We start from the raw sequence: 14489 nt of genomic DNA, 5'->3' as shown, positions 1-14489 counted from the left end.
CACTTGCCTGCATCACGCACGCCTCTACCAAGGAACGCATACGCAATGACCAATCCCTTCAGCCTGGAAGGAAAAGTCGCTCTGGTAACCGGTGGCAATACCGGCCTGGGCCAGGGCATCGCGGTGGCGCTGGCTGCCGCAGGCGCCGATGTCGCCGTGGCCGGCATCGCCCCGCCCACCGAAACCATCGAGAAGATCACCGCGCTGGGCCGCCGCTGCCTAGCGGTGGAAGCCAACCTGATCAGCATCGAGCCGGTCGAGCGCGTGGTGCGCGAAACGCTCGAAGGCCTGGGCGGGCTGGACATCCTGGTCAACAACGCCGGCCTGATCCGCCGCGCCGACGCAGTGGACTTCAGCGAGCAGGACTGGGACGACGTGATGAACGTCAACATCAAGTCGGCTTTCTTCATCTCGCAGGCCGCCGGCCGGCATTTCATCGCCCAGGGCAGCGGCAAGATCATCAACATCGCCTCGATGCTGTCGTTCCAGGGCGGCATCCGCGTACCGTCGTACACCGCCAGCAAGAGCGGCATCGCCGGCATCACCCGCCTGCTGGCCAACGAGTGGGCGGGCAAGGGCGTGAACATCAACGCGATCGCACCGGGCTACATGGCCACCGACAACACCGCCGCGCTGCGCGCCGACCAGGACCGCAACAAGGCGATCCTCGAGCGCATTCCGGCCGGCCGTTGGGGTACGCCGGAAGATCTGGCCGGCGCGGCGGTGTTCCTGGCCTCGTCGGCGTCGGATTACATCAACGGCGCGGTGCTGCCGGTCGATGGTGGCTGGCTGGCGCGGTAATGCTTGGTTTTCGGTAGTGCCGGCCACTGGCCGGCATTTCCACCGACGCTCAACGCATCCATGAAGTTGCCGGCCAGCGGCCGGCACTACCAGGGCCCGGCCATGCGGAAGCTGTTGTTGCTGTTGCTGCTGTCGAGCGCCGCCGCGCATGCGGCGCCGGTGCGATTGTTCATTGCCGGTGACTCCACTGCGGCCGAATACGGGCCCGAGCGTGCGCCGCAGGCGGGGTGGGGCCAGGCGCTGCAGAGCTACCTGGATCCGGCGCGCTTCGAAGTGCGAAACCACGCCAAGGGTGGGCGCAGCACGCGCAGCTTCATCGACGAAGGACGCCTGGATGCCATGGGGCGCGAACTGCGTCGTGGCGATGTGCTGCTGATCCAGTTCGGCCACAACGATGCGAAGTTCGAAGACCGCACGCGCTACACCGATCCGGACAGTGACTACCCGCGGATGCTGATGCGCTACGTGCAGGTGGCGCGTGACCACGGTGCCACGCCGGTGCTGGTCACGCCGGTGGCACGGCTGCTGTACGACTTTGGTTCACTGCTGGATACGCACGCGCGTTACACGTTGGCGATGCAGCAGCTGGCCACACGCGAGCACGTTGCACTGATCGACCTCAACGACCGCAGCATGCGCTGGATCCGCGCGCTGGGTGAGCAGGGTGCACGCCCGTACTTCCTGTTCGTGCCGGAACAGCACAAGGCCGACGGCACCCACTTCAGCGTGGCCGGCGCCAACGCGGTGGCGTGCCTGGTGCTGCGCGAGGCGGTGCAGGTTCTGCCGGCGCTGCAGGCTGCACTGGTGCGCGATATCGACTGCGAAGTGATGGGGGGGGGGCAGGGCGGCGATCCTGCGCGTGCCTCACAGGTGGTGCACGAAGACACGCTGGCGCGCGCACAGCCGGGTCCGCATGGCGGCGCCGGGCCGACCACGGCGTACCCGTTCTTCGCCGATGCGCAGGGCCTGTCGTTCGTGCTGCGCAAGCGCGTGCTGCACAAGGGCGCGGGCATCGGCCTGCATCCGCAGCACAAGGATGAGATCTACTACATCGTGAGCGGGCAGGGCAGCTATGTGCTGGATGGAAAACAGCACGACGTGCGTGCGGGGCATGCGCTGCTGACGCGCAAGGGCAGCAGTCATGCGCTGCAGCAGGTGGGTGATGAGGATCTGGTGGTGCTGCTGGCGTATCCGCGGTAAGAGAAACGCAGCCGAGCGTGGGCTCGGCTCTACAACGGCTCCGGGCCGAAATGCTTCAAGCCCAGCCGGGCCAGATCTTCCGGGCGGGCGTAATAGTCGTCCTCGAAGGCATGCAGCGCCTCCTGCTCCTGTTCGGTCATCGCGCCGTACAGGTCGGTCAGTTCCTTGATCGCCGGGTCGTCTTCCAGCCGGTCCAGCAGACCACGCATGCCGGCCAGGATCGCGTGCGTCTGCGTTGCGCCCATCGCCTGCAATGCGCGCAGCGCCAGCTGGCAGGTCGGGTCGCCCCAGTTGCACAGGAACTGCATGAAGCCGCCGTTGTTGATGTCCGCTTCCATCCGCCACAGCGCCACCAGCTGCTGGTCTTCATCGGACAGCGCATCGAGCGACCACGCGGCCGCCTTCAGGCGCGCCAGCGCGGCTTCATAGCGGTCATCCCACACCTGGTTCGGAACATCGACCACGCCGCGTTCCTGCGCCGGCAGCAGCGCGGGCCAGTTCACGCCCAGCCCATCGGTCGTGAGCACCCACTGCGCACGCTGTTCAGCCGTGGCCTCGAACAGCGCAGGCGCCCAGCGCAACGGCTGCCGGGTGCGGCGGCCGTCGGCCAGGGTCAACAGGATGAAGTCGTCGTTGAAGGCGACGTCGGTCGCGCGCAGGGTGGCAAACACATCAGTCATGCCGTGCAGGATAGCGGAGACCCAGGATTGGCCCCCTAATCTTCAAAAGCTGCAGACGCTTTTGAAGTTTAGCCGGACCTCGGCTGTCGCCTCACACATCCCCACCATCAGCCCAGCCTTCGCCGGTACCCGTCTGGAACACGCGGTCGTCGGCCTGCACGTCGCCCGCCGGCAGGTGCGCCTGGTCGGCCAGCGCGGCATAGATCGGGGTGAAGTCCGGCGATGTCGCCTGCATCAGCTGCTCGAAGCTGTCGATGACGAAGTAGGTCTTCTGGAAGGTGTCGATGCGGTAGCGCGTGCGCATGATCCGCTGCAGGTCGAAACCGATGCGGTTCGGTGCGGCCGACTCCAGCGAGTACAGCGATTCGCCCTTCGAGGAGACGATGCCGGCACCGTAGATGCGCATGCCTTCGGGCGTGGCGATCAGGCCGAACTCGACCGTGTACCAGTACAGGCGGGTCAGGTTCTGCAGCGCCTCCGGGCCGATCGCATGTGCTTTGACGCCGCCGCGGCCGTAGGCCTCCATGTAGTTGGCGAACACCGGGTTCATCAGCAGCGGCACGTGGCCGAACAGGTCGTGGAACAGGTCCGGTTCGGCGATGTAGTCGATCTGGTCGGGGCGGCGGATCCACCACGTCACCGGGAAGCGGCGGTTGGCCAGGTGGTCGAAGAAATCCAGTTCCGGCAGCAGGCCTTCCACACCGACCAGGGTCCAGCCGGTGGCCGCGCCCAGCACTTCATTGAGCTGGTTGAAGCGCGGGATCATGTGCGCGCTCATGCCCATCTCGTCCTGCGCATCCAGGAACTCCTGGCAGGCGCGGCCGACCAGCAGTTCGCGCTGGCGCTGGTACAGCGTGCTCCAGGTGGCGTGGTCGTCGGCGGTATAGGTGTCCCACGGCTGCTCGACGAGCGCGGTGGTGTACACCGGCACGTAGCCCTTGTCGGTCTGCTGGTGTTCGACGCGGCGGGGCTGGGCGAGGTCCATGGAAGACTCCTTGACGGGATACCCACGATGCTAGGGCAGGGGGCGCGCAACAGGGTTGCAAAAGTTGCGCGGATTGGCCTTGTTGGCGCAATATCCTTGCGTACTCACCATGTTGCGGGGCAACAATGGCCGGAGAAGTCCAGTTCGATCGCACGGATATACGTCTGCTGGCTGAAATCCAGCGTGATGGTCGCGCCACCAACGCGGAGCTGGCGACGCGGGTGAACCTGTCGCCGTCGGCCTGCCTGCGCCGCCTGCAGCGGCTGGAAAGCGAAGGGGTGATCGTCGGCTATGGCGCGCGACTGGAGCCACGCCGGCTCGGTCTGGGGCTGCAGGCGTTCGTGCGCGTCCAGCTGGAAAAGCATGACCAGGCCGCGATCGGGCACTTCGTGGACAGCGTGCAGGCCTGGGATGAAGTGGTGGCCTGCCACGCCCTGACCGGCGACATGGACTATCTGCTGCATGTGTATGTGCGCGATCTGGAGCACTTCTCGCGTTTCCTGCTGGACAGGCTGCTCAACGCCGGTGGCGTGGCCGATGCCAATTCCAGCTTCGTGCTGCGCACGGTGAAGGGTTTCCAGGCGTTGCCGTTGTCGCAGCTCGAATGAACCGGCGGCCGCGGTGATGTTTGACGGCGCGCGCGGGCTGGCCGAGCATCGTGGCCCGCGGCGGCCGTGCACACGCAGGCCGCGCAGTGATTCCCTCTGGCTCCGGCATGTCTGATACCCCATCCCCGACGTCTTCCCCGTTGTTCCTTCCGCTGCGCGAGCAGAGCCTGCTGCGGCACCTGAGCGAAGGCACGCCGCCGGACACACCGCTGGAGCAGGCCGGCCTGCTGGTGGCCATGCTGTGCCGCCGGCAGAGGCCACCGGCCACCCAGCTGCAGCGGTTGCTGCACGACGCCTGTGCGCTGTTCGCCGCCGATGATGGCCCTGCTGCGCAGGCGCAGCTGGCGGCCAGCGCTGGACAGGACGCGCGGGCGCTGGAGGCGTGGCTGGGCGTGCTGGCCGCGCAGGACGTGCTGCTGGCACCGGACGAGGTGATGGAGGCGGTGCTGGCCGCGTCGCCGGACGCCTATCCCGGCGCGGACTTCCAGGCGGCGTGCAGGATCACCCTGGAAGAGCACACGATCCACTTTCCGGCGACATCGCTGGCCGAAGGCGATGACGAAGACGCCGGCGATGACGAACAGACAACGCATGCGACCCAGCACAACGGCCTGTTCACTTCCGAACAGGCACGCGTGCTGCGTGCGATCGCGGCCAATCCCGATGAATTGATCGACCTGCAGGCCTATGCCGGCACCGGCAAGGGCCATCTGGTGCTGGCGCTGCTGCAGGCTCGCCCGGGCCGTTATACCTATGTGGCGCCCACGCGTGGCCAGGTCGAGGCATTCCGCGCGCGGCTGCCGGCCGACGCCGGCACGCGCCTGCTGACCCAGATCGAGTTCGCCAATGCGATCGCCCGCCATGCCGCCGCCAACGGCCTGACCGGCGGCTTCGTACCGACCTACCGGCAGAGCACGCTGACCCTGCGCGAGGCGGCCGCCCGCCTCGGCCTGCCGGCCATCGGTGCACGCCGGCCGGACCAGGTCCTGATGATCGCCCTGGACGCCATCAACCGGTGGTGCGCGTCGTCAGCGCCGAGCCTGCAGGCCTGGCATTTCCAGCGCTCGCTGGGCGCAGCGCAGCTGGAAGCCACGCCGTTCATCGCGGCCGCGGAGTTCGTCTGGCGTTGCATGTTCGATCCGGTGGTGCAGAAGGGCGGCTGCCTGCGCCTGGATGCCGGACACATCGGCAAATGGCTGGCCCTGCGTGCTGTGCCGCTGCCGGTGTCGCTGGGCATGGTGCTGGTCGATGAGGCGCACGATCTCAGCCCTGCATGGAAACAGCTGCTGGCCACCCACGCGCCCGGCGTGGTCAGCCTGGGCGATCCGCATCAACGGCTGAGCGGACGCGTACAGCGCTGGTCATCGGCGAAAACGCTGGAGATGCACCAGTCGGTGCGGCAGGGGCGGCAGGTCGATGCGCTGGTCAACCAGTCACTGGCGTTGGACGATCTCGGCGAACCGGCGCCTTTCGTGGGCGCCAGCGACCGCGCCACCGGCCTGCGCCGCTATGACGACTGGTCGGCGGTGCCCAGCACCGGCGCCCGCTTGTACGGCAGCCTGTGGCGGATGCTGCTGGAAGCCAACGAGCTGGTTGCGCGCGGCGCGCGCGTGCATCTGCATCCTGCGTCGCGGCAGGCGCTGTTGAAAGAGGTGGACGGTCCGATCGACGCCTGGCGCAGCGCCGCCGCTGGCGGCCCCGGACAACGCTGGGAAAGCTTCGTGCAGGTCTGTGCCAAGCGTGGACAGGCGGACATCCCCGCGCTGTTTGCCGGTGGCTTCGATGCTGCGGCGTTGCAGCGCCTGCTCGGGCAACTGGTCGATGCGGACGAGGCCAGCGTCGTGCTGTGCCTGGCCCAGCACGCCAAGAACCTGCAGTTCGCCACGGTGTCCATGGCGCCGTGCTGCTTCGACAGCGGCCATGATGCGCGCGCGCTGCACAGCCCGGTGCGCGCGGCCTACGTGGCGATCACCCGTGCCCAGCAACAGCTGTGGCTGCCGGGGGACGCGATGGAGCAGTTGCAGCTGAGCGCACAGCGGCATGACCGGGCGGTGGATGAGCGGCGCCGGCAGCGACGCCTGGCCAGTGGTTACCCACCACCGCGGCGCTGACCGCGGCGGCCGTTCAAGCGCCGCGCGTCAGCACTTTTCCTTGCGGCCCATCAGCTTGCCCAGGCGCGAAGGCTCGTCGCACTTGGGCGCCGCCACCGGTGCCGGTGCCAATGCGGCGGCGCGGGCCTTCTGCAGCTGCTGGATCTTGGCGCGGATCTGCGGCATCGCCGCCATCGCGGCCTTCTCGCCTTCCAGGATGGCCGTGCCACGCTGGCTGAAATCGGCAGCACCGATGTCCAGCACCTTCGGCCGGATCACGATGTCGGCGCGCGCCAGTTCCTGCTCGCCCAGGCGCTGGCCCATGATAGAGATCGACTGGTTGACGATGCCGAGCATGCCGGTCGGTGCCTTGCCGCTGGCCTTGCTGGAGATGTCCACGGCGATCACGAACTCGGCACCGAGCTGTCGTGCGGCATCCACCGGCACCGGGCTGACCACGCCGCCGTCGATGTAGTTGCGGCCACCGATCTTCACCGGCTCGAACACGCCGGGGATGCTGCTGGAAGCGCGTACCGCCTGGCCGACGTTGCCGCGCACGAAGATCGAACGCTCGCCGGTTTCCAGCTGGGTGGCGACGGCGGCGAACGGCTTTTTCAGGCGCTCGGCCGGGCGGTTGGCCACCTGTTCGTTGACGTAGTCCTGCAGCTTCTGGCCCTGCACCAGGCCACCGGAGAACAGGCGCACGTCGCGGATGCTGGCTTCGTCCAGCGCCACCGCCTTGCTCTGCATCTGGAAGGCGTCCATGCCGCTGGCATACAGGGCGCCGACCACGCTGCCGGCACTGGTGCCGGACACCACCACCGGTTCGAAGCCGTTGGCCTCGAGCATCTTGATCACGCCGATGTGCGCAAAGCCCTTGGCCGCGCCGCCGCCGAGCGCGATGCCGATCTTCACCGGCTTGGCCTGCGGAACCACGGTGGGCTGCGCGGGCGGGGTGGGGCGGACCTCTTCACCACCGCAACCGGCCAGCAGGCCGAGCAGGGCGACGGACAGCAGCACGCGGGGGCGGAACAGGCTCATCGGCAGTGCGCTCGCGGCGCCGGATTCAGGAAAGGGCGCCAGCATACCGAAGGCGTGGCAGGCCGGGCAGGGTGGGTCGGCTCCCCATTCATGAAATCGCCTGCCGCCGACTGGGTAGTGCCGGCCGCTGGCCGGCAATCGCTGGGATGCATGGGTTGCCGGGGTTGCCGGCCAGCGGCCGGCACTACCAGCCGTCCAGCCTTCCCGCTCAGCCCAGCAGCGAACTCTCGCCGCGGCTCTTGCCGCCGCCCTGCGGCGCGGCCATCCACATGCGGCCGGCCAGGCGCGAGAACGGCAGCGACTGCAGCCAGACCTTGCCTGGCCCGGTCAGGGTGGCCAGGAACACACCCTCGCCACCGAACAGCACGCTTCGGATGCCTTTGACCCGGCGCACGTCCATGTCCACGGTCGGGTGGTAGGCGACGATGCAGCCGGTATCGACGTCCAGGCGTTCGCCGGCGGCCAGCTCACGCTCGACCACGCAGCCGCCGGCATGGATGAACACCCAGCCATCGCCTTCAAGCTTCTGCATGATGAAGCCCTCGCCGCCGAACAGGCCGGTCATGATCTTGCGCTGGAACTGCACGCCGATCTGCACGCCGCGCGCGCCGGCCAGGAAGCTGTCCTTCTGGCAGATCAGGCGCCCGCCGTGCTGGTCCAGCTTCATCGCCAGCACGGTGCCGGGATAGGGCGCGGCGAAAGCGACCTTGCCGCGGCCCTGGCCGGTCTGCGTGTAGACGGTGGCAAACAGGCTTTCACCGGTCAGCACGCGCTTGCCGGCCGCCATCACCTTGTCCATGAAACCGCCACTCTGGCCGCTGCGCGCGCCGCCGCCGAAGACGGTGTCCATCTGCACCGAGGCATCCTTGAACATCAGCGCGCCGGCCTCGGCCACCGCACCTTCGCCGGGATCCAGCTCGATTTCCACGAACTGCATTTCATGGCCGACGATGCGGAAGTCGATGCGGTCGGCGCGGCCGCCGGTTGACGCTGTTGCGACTGCAGGGGTGACTGCAGGCATCGGCGGCGGAGCCGCAGTGCCGGTGCCGGCGTGCTGCAGGGCGGCGATTTCGGACACCGGTGTCCACCCTGTCATGCCCTGGCACCAGGCCAGCGCGCGCGGATTGGCTTGGGCAAAGCGGCGCGCAGCCTCCTCGTCGAACGGACCGACACGGTCGGCCTGGCCGGGAGCATGGAAGTACCACTGGGTCATCGCAGCAGGTCCGTTGCGGGGGAAAACCCCGAGTCTAGCGGCAGCGTCCGGCGGCGCGCGAGGCGGCCATGAACGATCGGCATTTGCGAGGGAGGTGCTGTATTGCAACAATTATCTGGTAGCGCCGTTTTACCACCCCTCCAAACACAGCCTACCGCCATGTCTCCGACCCGTACTTCCCGTGGCCGCTCTCCGGTCGCGCGCCCGCTCGTTGTCGCTCTTTCCGCCCTGCTGCCGCTGGTAGCAGCCGCCCAGGAAACCCCCGCCGCCAAGGATCCGGTCGCCCTCGATGCGCTGCAGGTGACTGCACAGCGTCGTGTCGAGAACGCCAAGGACGTGCCGGTTGCGATCAGCGCGATCCAGGGCGAAAAGCTCGACGTGCTCGGTTCGGCGGGCGATGACATCCGCTTCCTTGCTGCGCGCGTGCCGAGCCTCAACATCGAGTCGTCCTACGGCCGTGCCTTCCCGCGCTTCTACATCCGCGGCCTGGGCAATACCGATTTCGACCTCAATGCATCGCAGCCGGTCTCGCTGGTGTACGACGATGTGGTGCAGGAAAGCCCGCTGCTGAAGGGCTTCCCGCTGTTCGACCTGGCCGGCGTGGAAGTGCTGCGCGGCCCGCAGGGCACCCTGTTCGGGCGCAACACCCCGGCTGGCGTGGTCAAGTTCGATTCGGCGCGGCCGTCGCAGGATGCCGATGGCTACGTGCGCGTGGGCTATGGCAGCTACAACAGCTGGAACGTGCAGGGCGCCTACGGCGGCCCGCTGACCGACCGCTGGTCCGCACGCGTGTCGGCCATCTACCAGCGTCGTGACGACTGGGTCGACAACACCCGTGCCGGTGCGCCCAACAGTGGTTTTGAAGGCTATGACGAAGCCGCCGGCCGCGTGCAGTTCCTGTACGAAGGCGATGACTTCGAAGCGCTGTTCAACCTGCACAAGCGCAAGCTCAACGGCACCGCGCGCCTGTTCCGCGCCAACATCATCGAGAAGGGCGGCAACGCGCTGGTCGAGAACTTCGACCGCGACAAGGTCGCCAACGACGGCGTCAACTTCTCCGACCTGGAAACCTGGGGCGGCAGCGCGCGCCTGCAGTGGAACCTCGGTTCGGTGACCCTGCATTCGATCACCGGCTATGAGACCGCCGAATCGCTCAACCGCGGCGACATCGACGGTGGCTACGGCGCCGCGTTCCTCGGCGCGGGCAACTCCGGCCCGGGCCTGATTCCGTTCTCGTCCGAGTCGGCCGACGGCCTGCCGCACCACCGCCAGTGGACCCAGGAATTCCGCGTGGAATCCAACGAATGGGGCCGCTTCGACTGGCAGGCCGGCGTCTTCTACTTCGATGAAGACGTCACCATCAACAACTTCAACTACGACTCGCTGACCCCGGGCAACCCGCAGACCGGCCACGTCGTGCAGCAGCAGCGCAACAAGGCATGGGCGGTGTTCGCTTCGGGCGACTTCGATGTCACCGACCGCTTCAAGCTGCGTGCCGGCGTGCGCTATACGCAGGACAAGAAGGACTTCAGCGCCAGCGTGCTGCAGGCCGTGCCGTTCGGCACCCCGGTCAGCGGTCCGTACCTGGCCAACACCGACGTCAACGACGTCAGCTGGGATGTCAGCGGCGTGTACAAGCTGACCGACAACGTCAATGCCTATGCACGCGTGGCCAAGGGCTTCCGCGCACCGTCGATCCAGGGTCGCCTGGCGTTCGCACCGGGCCTGTCGCAGGCCGATTCGGAGAAGGTGATTTCGTACGAAGCCGGCATCAAGGCCGACCTGTTCGAACGTCGTGCGCGCCTGGGCTTCAGCGTGTTCCGCTATGACGTGGACGGCCAGCAGCTGATCGCCGTCGGTGGCACCAACAACACCGCCACCCTGCTCAACGCCGACAAGACCATCGGCCAGGGCGTGGAGCTGGACCTGGAAGCCTACCTGGCCGACAACGTGCTGCTGACCTTCGGCAGCAGCTACAACGACACCGAGATCAAGGACAAGAACCTGGCGGTGGCGGTCTGTGGCGGCGGCTGCACCATCACCGACCCGACCACGGTCATCAATGGCGGCACCTATGCGCTGGTCAACGGCAATCCGCTGCCGCAGGCACCGAAGTGGATCCACAACGCGACCCTGCGCGTGGGCTTCCCGCTCAGCGATGGCAGCGAGCTGTATGCCTACACCGACTGGGCCTACCGCAGTGCGGTCAACTTCTTCATCTACGAGTCGCCGGAATTCCGCGGCCGCAGTTCGCTGGAAGGTGGCCTGCGCCTGGGCTACAACTGGGATTACGGCCAGTACGACGTGGCCGTGTTCGGCCGCAACCTGACCAACCAGACCCGCGTGGTCGGCGCGATCGACTTCAACAACCTGACCGGCTTCCTCAACGAGCCGCGTACCTGGGGCGTGGAGTTCACCGCGAAGTTCTGATGCGGCTGCAGCAATGATGCAATGAAGAAGGGCCGGAGCATGCCGGCCCTTCTGTTTTTCGCGTCCGCCGGGCATGGCCCGGCGCTACCCATGCGTCGCGCCCGGTAGCGCCGGGCCATGCCCGGCGAGCGCAGCGGCGGTGGATTACAATGCGCTCTGCGGGCGCACCTTCAGCACCGCGTTCTCAGTGGCGCAGTCGCGGCTGGAGTGCAGGCCGGCCTTGCGCGCAGCAGCGATCTCCCTGCGCGCGGCAAGCAGGTCGCTGTTGAACGCCGCGTTGTCATGCAGGCGGGCCACGGCGGCGGCGCCCATGAAGCGGCCTTCGAGGATGTCGCTCTGCCAGTGCACGTTGCACACCAGGCGACTCTCGCCGTAGTTGCGGCCGCGCGCCTGGATGGCATCGGCGCGGTCCGGTGCGATCTCCGACAGGATCAATGCCCATGCCCAGCCGATCGAGGTGTGACCGGACGGATAGGAGCCGTTGCTGCGCAGCCCCTCCTCATCCTTCGGCGAGCAGGTCGGCTCGCCGTTGACCATGAACGGACGGGGGCGCTGGTACGTGTTCTTGGCGGCCTTGGTGGCAGCACTGGCGTCGATGCGGCTGCGCTCCAGCAGGCGGTACAGGGCGGGGGTCTTCACTGCATCCACGTCGATGTCGGCGGCACAGGAAAAATGGTTGGCACCTTCCGGAAAGCCGAGTTCGGCATCGACGCCGGCCTGGGCGAAACGCGGGCTGCCGCGCAGCGCACGTGCTTCACGGCTGACCTGCTCGTCCAGCGCAAAGGCCGCCGAGCCGGCGGCCGGTGGTGCCGGCACCAGATCGATGCTGGCCGGCACTGCGGTCTTGTCCAGGTAGCCCACGGCCTTGGTGGTGACGTTGGCTTCGACGGCGGTCGGTTTGCTGGTGGTGGTGGCGGCGCAGCCGGCCAGCGACAACGCGATGGCCAGGCCCAGCAGCGGCCGGGCAGGGGGGAGGATCGACGACATGGGCAGACTCGGGCAGGGAACTCGCCGGCCATGATCGCAGCCTCGATTGCCGGCCGCAGCGTCCATCGGTCATACGGCCAGACCCGGCATGGTCCCGCTGCACTGGGTGAAAACGGTCATCAATTGTCGGCAATCTGCTGAATCCGGGCGCAGCGCACGGATTTTCACGCGCTGCCGCCATGAGCATCAGGTCACAGCCGGGCCGGGGGGATCCGCTGAAGGGAGAGACGCGATGCGCAGCACCGCAACAGGAAGTACCGTTCTGGCCCTGCTCCTTGGGGTGGCGACCGTACCGGCGCAGGCCGCCGATGTGTACGGCGTCGCCTTCGTGCACGGCACCGGCGCGCAGACCAATGCCACGCAGGACTACTGGCAGCCGGCGATCATCGACACCGTCCGCCAGGGCCTGCCGAACAGCAGCAACTACGTGGTCATCAACTGCGACTTCACCCAGTACATGTGGAAGCCGGAAGCGGCCGGCTGCCTGGCCAACCAGCTCACCGGCTTCATCGACAGCCGGGGCATCACCCAGCTGGTGGTGATCACCCATTCCAACGGCGGCAACGTGATGCGCTGGATCCTGTCCAACCCCACCTACGACAGCCGCTACCCGAAGATCATCAACCGGCTGCGCAAGGTCACTGCGCTGGCGCCCTCCTCGGCAGGTACGCCGCTGGCCGACGCCGTGCTCAACGGCAATACCTTCGAGACCTCGCTGGGCTGGCTGCTGGGCTACAAGAACGATGCCGTGCGCATGCAGCAGGTGGGGCACATGGCCACCTACAACGCGCAGAACCTGTACGGCACCGCCGGCCGCCCGGCCCTGCCCAAGCCGTTCCGCGCAGTGGTCGGCAGCGATGTCGAATCGGCGGTGTGGGACAGCAACAGCTACTGCGGCGGCTACTCCGCCAATGTCGGCCTGGAGTTCACCCAGAACTGGCTGTCGTCGTGCTCGGACGGTTTCCTGGAGTGCAGCAGCCAGAAGGCGGCCGGCACGCTGTGGTTCACCGACAAGGCGCGTACCCAGGGCGCCGAGCCGCTCAGCCACAACCAGAGCCGACGTGAGTGCTTCGGCCTCGGCGGCATCCTGCGCAACGACCTGACCCAGTGAGGGAGATGACCATGACGATCCATTCCACCCTGCTGGCTGCCGCCGTGCTGGCGGTCCTTTCCACTGCATCGGCGCAGGCCGCGCAGCCGCTGCGTGTTGCCGCAGGCGACCAGATTCCCGCCGGCCTGGTTGCCGCGCCGCTGCCTGCCGATGAAAGCGAGCACGCACCGCTGGCCTTCGCCTGGGCGCTGGACCCGGCACAGCCACTGCAGGCTCCCGGTCCCCAGGCCGCCATCAGCCGCAGCTACTGGCAGCAGGTCGACGCTGCCGAACTGCAGCGCGGCCTGGAACTGCCCCTGAGCGCACCGGATGCGGTGATCCAGCTCAGCCCGGCGCCGGGCGCCCGCGCGCTGCCGGCAAGCTCGCTGCAGGTACGTGATCCGGCGGGGCGCAGCAGCGTCGCGCGCAGTGTCGACGCACGCCAGCTGCAGGATGCGGGCATGCCGGTCGGTGATGGCAGCAGCATGCTGCGCACCGGTACCACCAGCGCGGCCGGTGTTTACCGCCTGCAGAGTGCGCAGGCGAAGGGCCGCTATGTGGTGCAGGTGCTGGAGCCCAACAGCCCGCTGCGGTTGGAAGTGCAGGCCAGCCAGACGCAGGTGCTGGCCGGAGGCAACGTGCAGCTGCAGGCGCGTCTGCTGGAAGATGGTGCCAGCGCGGCGGCGTTGCGCACACGGCGTGACAGCCTCGGCGGTGAAGCGCTGCTGGTCGCACCCGATGGCCGCAGCTGGCCGCAGCGGTTGCTGCGCACCACCGATGGCAGCCTGCGTGCACAGGTAAGGATTCCGGCCGAGGCCAGCAACACGCAGGGCCTGTGGGAACTGCAGGTGTTCGCCCAGGCCCACGGCGTGCTGCGCGATGGCAAGGTCGCCTTCGCGGTGGCCAGGCCGACTGCCCGCTTCGTCGGCCAGGCCATGCCCGATCCCTCCAGCCGCCAGGTCAGTCTGCCGTTGCAGGTGGCCGCCGCTGGCCGCTACGAGGCGCGCGGCACCCTGTATGCCACCGCAGCCAACGGCCAGTTGCAGCCGGTGGCGCAGGCGCATGCCGCAGCGTGGTTCGATGGCCCGGGCCGCGGCGCGCTGGTACTGCCCTTCGACCAGGCCGCGTTGCCTGCCGGCTTCGGTGCGCCCTATGAACTGCGCGACCTGCAGCTGCAGGACCAGAGCCGGATGGCACCGATCGAGTCGCGCGCGCTGGCGTTGCGGTTCTGAAGCAGGGCGTGGCGGGCCGGACGTCCGGCCCGCCACGGACGCGGCGTCACCCCGCGTACGCGGTCAGCCGTCCTTCCTGTTCCACCACCGTGATCGCGCCGCCGAACCCCCCCCACACCGGGTCGTCGCGCA

General features: G+C 67.9%; 12 protein-coding genes and 1 pseudogene. 7 read left to right on the top strand and 6 right to left on the bottom strand.

Annotation, left to right across the window (positions count from 1 at the left end):
• Positions 1 to 45: 45 nt before the first annotated feature.
• Complete coding sequence (gene kduD / locus M2299_RS19395; RefSeq protein ID WP_033832661.1) at positions 46 to 801, top strand: 2-dehydro-3-deoxy-D-gluconate 5-dehydrogenase KduD; 756 nt, start codon at positions 46 to 48, stop codon at positions 799 to 801.
• Positions 802 to 903: 102 nt separating this feature from the next.
• Positions 904 to 2001, top strand: a complete 1098-nt coding sequence (locus M2299_RS19390) for a GDSL-type esterase/lipase family protein (protein WP_280884859.1) — start codon at positions 904 to 906, stop codon at positions 1999 to 2001.
• A 29-nt stretch (positions 2002 to 2030) separates the two neighbouring features.
• On the opposite strand, the gene M2299_RS19385 is transcribed toward M2299_RS19390, so the two are convergent.
• Together M2299_RS19385 and phhA are read right to left on the bottom strand one after the other, a co-directional pair.
• Entirely contained in the window at positions 2031 to 2681 is a 651-nt protein-coding gene (locus M2299_RS19385) for a DUF4375 domain-containing protein (RefSeq protein ID WP_099844534.1), read from the bottom strand.
• 91 nt (positions 2682 to 2772) lie between these two features.
• A complete protein-coding gene (gene phhA, locus M2299_RS19380) occupies positions 2773 to 3666 on the bottom strand; it encodes a phenylalanine 4-monooxygenase (protein ID WP_280884850.1) in 894 nt (297 codons plus the stop codon).
• 125 nt (positions 3667 to 3791) lie between these two features.
• Here phhA and M2299_RS19375 point away from each other — a divergent pair, with 125 nt between their 5' ends.
• Both M2299_RS19375 and M2299_RS19370 read left to right on the top strand, forming a co-directional pair.
• Positions 3792 to 4274: an Lrp/AsnC family transcriptional regulator gene (locus M2299_RS19375; RefSeq protein WP_025875473.1), complete on the top strand. Its 483-nt coding sequence runs from the start codon at positions 3792 to 3794 to the stop codon at positions 4272 to 4274.
• A gap of 107 nt (positions 4275 to 4381) precedes the next feature.
• A complete protein-coding gene (locus tag M2299_RS19370; RefSeq protein WP_280884849.1) occupies positions 4382 to 6385 on the top strand; it encodes a hypothetical protein in 2004 nt (667 codons plus the stop codon).
• A gap of 27 nt (positions 6386 to 6412) precedes the next feature.
• On the opposite strand, the gene M2299_RS19365 is transcribed toward M2299_RS19370, so the two are convergent.
• A complete protein-coding gene (locus tag M2299_RS19365; protein WP_025875469.1) occupies positions 6413 to 7405 on the bottom strand; it encodes a patatin-like phospholipase family protein in 993 nt (330 codons plus the stop codon).
• A 208-nt stretch (positions 7406 to 7613) separates the two neighbouring features.
• Positions 7614 to 8618: a TIGR00266 family protein gene (locus M2299_RS19360; RefSeq protein ID WP_080150233.1), complete on the bottom strand. Its 1005-nt coding sequence runs from the start codon at positions 8616 to 8618 to the stop codon at positions 7614 to 7616.
• 159 nt (positions 8619 to 8777) lie between these two features.
• Between M2299_RS19360 and M2299_RS19355 the strand changes: the two genes are divergently transcribed.
• Entirely contained in the window at positions 8778 to 11048 is a 2271-nt protein-coding gene (locus M2299_RS19355; RefSeq protein ID WP_032978438.1) for a TonB-dependent receptor, read from the top strand.
• A gap of 144 nt (positions 11049 to 11192) precedes the next feature.
• Here the strand turns inward: M2299_RS19355 and M2299_RS19350 are convergent, their stop codons facing one another.
• The gene (locus tag M2299_RS19350) at positions 11193 to 12035 is read right to left on the bottom strand and encodes a phosphatase PAP2 family protein (RefSeq protein ID WP_025875465.1); all 843 of its coding nucleotides are present in this window, start codon (positions 12033 to 12035) and stop codon (positions 11193 to 11195) included.
• A gap of 232 nt (positions 12036 to 12267) precedes the next feature.
• Here M2299_RS19350 and M2299_RS19345 point away from each other — a divergent pair, with 232 nt between their 5' ends.
• Both M2299_RS19345 and M2299_RS19340 read left to right on the top strand, forming a co-directional pair.
• The gene (locus M2299_RS19345) at positions 12268 to 13146 is read left to right on the top strand and encodes a hypothetical protein (protein ID WP_033832663.1); all 879 of its coding nucleotides are present in this window, start codon (positions 12268 to 12270) and stop codon (positions 13144 to 13146) included.
• 11 nt (positions 13147 to 13157) lie between these two features.
• Positions 13158 to 14357, top strand: coding sequence for a DUF4785 domain-containing protein (locus tag M2299_RS19340; protein ID WP_280884848.1), 1200 nt, complete (start codon positions 13158 to 13160; stop codon positions 14355 to 14357).
• A 46-nt stretch (positions 14358 to 14403) separates the two neighbouring features.
• On the opposite strand, the pseudogene M2299_RS20675 reads toward M2299_RS19340, so the two are convergent.
• Positions 14404 to 14489 (bottom strand): annotated as a pseudogene (locus tag M2299_RS20675) (ABC transporter ATP-binding protein); the annotation flags it as partial.

Origin of the sequence: Stenotrophomonas sp. 1278, assembly GCF_029892765.1 — a bacterium.
In the GTDB taxonomy this organism is placed as follows: Bacteria; Pseudomonadota; Gammaproteobacteria; order Xanthomonadales; family Xanthomonadaceae; genus Stenotrophomonas; species Stenotrophomonas indicatrix.
This window is presented reverse-complemented; position numbering and strand designations above follow the sequence as displayed.

Coding starts and splice junctions, on each gene's coding strand:
- M2299_RS19345 (WP_033832663.1), top strand. CDS start 12,268: ATGCGCAGCACCGCAACAGGAAGTACCGTTCTGGCCCTGCTCCTTGGG.
- M2299_RS19350 (WP_025875465.1), bottom strand. CDS start 12,035: ATGTCGTCGATCCTCCCCCCTGCCCGGCCGCTGCTGGGCCTGGCCATC.
- M2299_RS19385 (WP_099844534.1), bottom strand. CDS start 2,681: ATGACTGATGTGTTTGCCACCCTGCGCGCGACCGACGTCGCCTTCAAC.
- M2299_RS19365 (WP_025875469.1), bottom strand. CDS start 7,405: ATGAGCCTGTTCCGCCCCCGCGTGCTGCTGTCCGTCGCCCTGCTCGGC.
- M2299_RS19375 (WP_025875473.1), top strand. CDS start 3,792: ATGGCCGGAGAAGTCCAGTTCGATCGCACGGATATACGTCTGCTGGCT.
- M2299_RS19340 (WP_280884848.1), top strand. CDS start 13,158: ATGACGATCCATTCCACCCTGCTGGCTGCCGCCGTGCTGGCGGTCCTT.
- phhA (WP_280884850.1), bottom strand. CDS start 3,666: ATGGACCTCGCCCAGCCCCGCCGCGTCGAACACCAGCAGACCGACAAG.
- M2299_RS19390 (WP_280884859.1), top strand. CDS start 904: ATGCGGAAGCTGTTGTTGCTGTTGCTGCTGTCGAGCGCCGCCGCGCAT.
- M2299_RS19370 (WP_280884849.1), top strand. CDS start 4,382: ATGTCTGATACCCCATCCCCGACGTCTTCCCCGTTGTTCCTTCCGCTG.
- kduD (WP_033832661.1), top strand. CDS start 46: ATGACCAATCCCTTCAGCCTGGAAGGAAAAGTCGCTCTGGTAACCGGT.
- M2299_RS19360 (WP_080150233.1), bottom strand. CDS start 8,618: ATGACCCAGTGGTACTTCCATGCTCCCGGCCAGGCCGACCGTGTCGGT.
- M2299_RS19355 (WP_032978438.1), top strand. CDS start 8,778: ATGTCTCCGACCCGTACTTCCCGTGGCCGCTCTCCGGTCGCGCGCCCG.